Source organism: Komagataeibacter kakiaceti JCM 25156 (genome assembly GCF_000613305.1).
The window spans coordinates 1-849 of the sequence record NZ_BAIO01000759.1 but is presented as its reverse complement, the minus strand read 5'-3'; the positions used below and the strand labels follow the sequence as shown (position 1 = coordinate 849).

Below are 849 nucleotides of genomic sequence, written 5' to 3'. Positions count from 1 at the left end.
CCGAGCCCTGCGCCGATACTGTTCATGAGGGTGACGAAACCGGGGAAGCTGGTGTCGATGAACGCGGTGTCATCCACGCTGACCGGCCGGGTCGCGGCAAGGCCCATCACGATGGCGCTCATGGCCAGACGGTGATCCATGCGGGTCTTGACCAGACCGCCACCGGGAATGGCGCCGCCCGTGCCATGCACGATCATGTCATCTCCCACCACCTCGACACGGACGCCATTGGCTTCCAGCAGCGCCACGGTGGCGGAAAGACGGTCGCTTTCCTTCACGCGCAGTTCCTCCAGCCCGCGAAAGCGCGACTGGCCAGCAGCCTGCGCCGCCGCGACCGCCAGAACGGGGTATTCATCAATCATGGAGGGCGCGCGCGTGGCCGGGACATCCACGCCGCGCAGCGCGCAGGCGGTGGCGGTGATGTCGCCCACCGGCTCGCCGCCTTCCACGCGTTCGTTCGTGATGACCAGATCGGCCCCCATTTCACGCAGCGAGGTGAACAGCCCGGTCCGCAGCGGGTTCAGGCCCACGCCCCGCACGCTCACCTTCGACCCCGGCACCAGCAGCGCCGCCACCAGCACGAAGGCGGCGGAGGACGGATCGCCCGGCACCACGATGTCACGCGCCACCAGATCGGGACGCCCCTGAAGCGTGATGACCCGCCCGCCCGCGCCGAGGGGGTCCACCCGCACGTCCGCGCCAAAATGACGCAGCATGTTTTCCGTGTGGTCACGAGTCGCGACAGGTTCCTCCACCCGCGTTTCCCCCACGGCGTTCAGGCCCGCCAGCAGCACCGCCGACTTGACCTGTGCTGACGCCACCGGCAGCCGGTAGGACAGCGGCGGCGGG

General features: G+C 69.1%; 1 protein-coding gene. It reads right to left on the bottom strand.

What is annotated here, in order from left to right:
- On the bottom strand, window positions 1-849 hold an 849-nt coding region (locus tag JCM25156_RS18680), incomplete at both ends, for a 3-phosphoshikimate 1-carboxyvinyltransferase (RefSeq protein ID WP_025814344.1).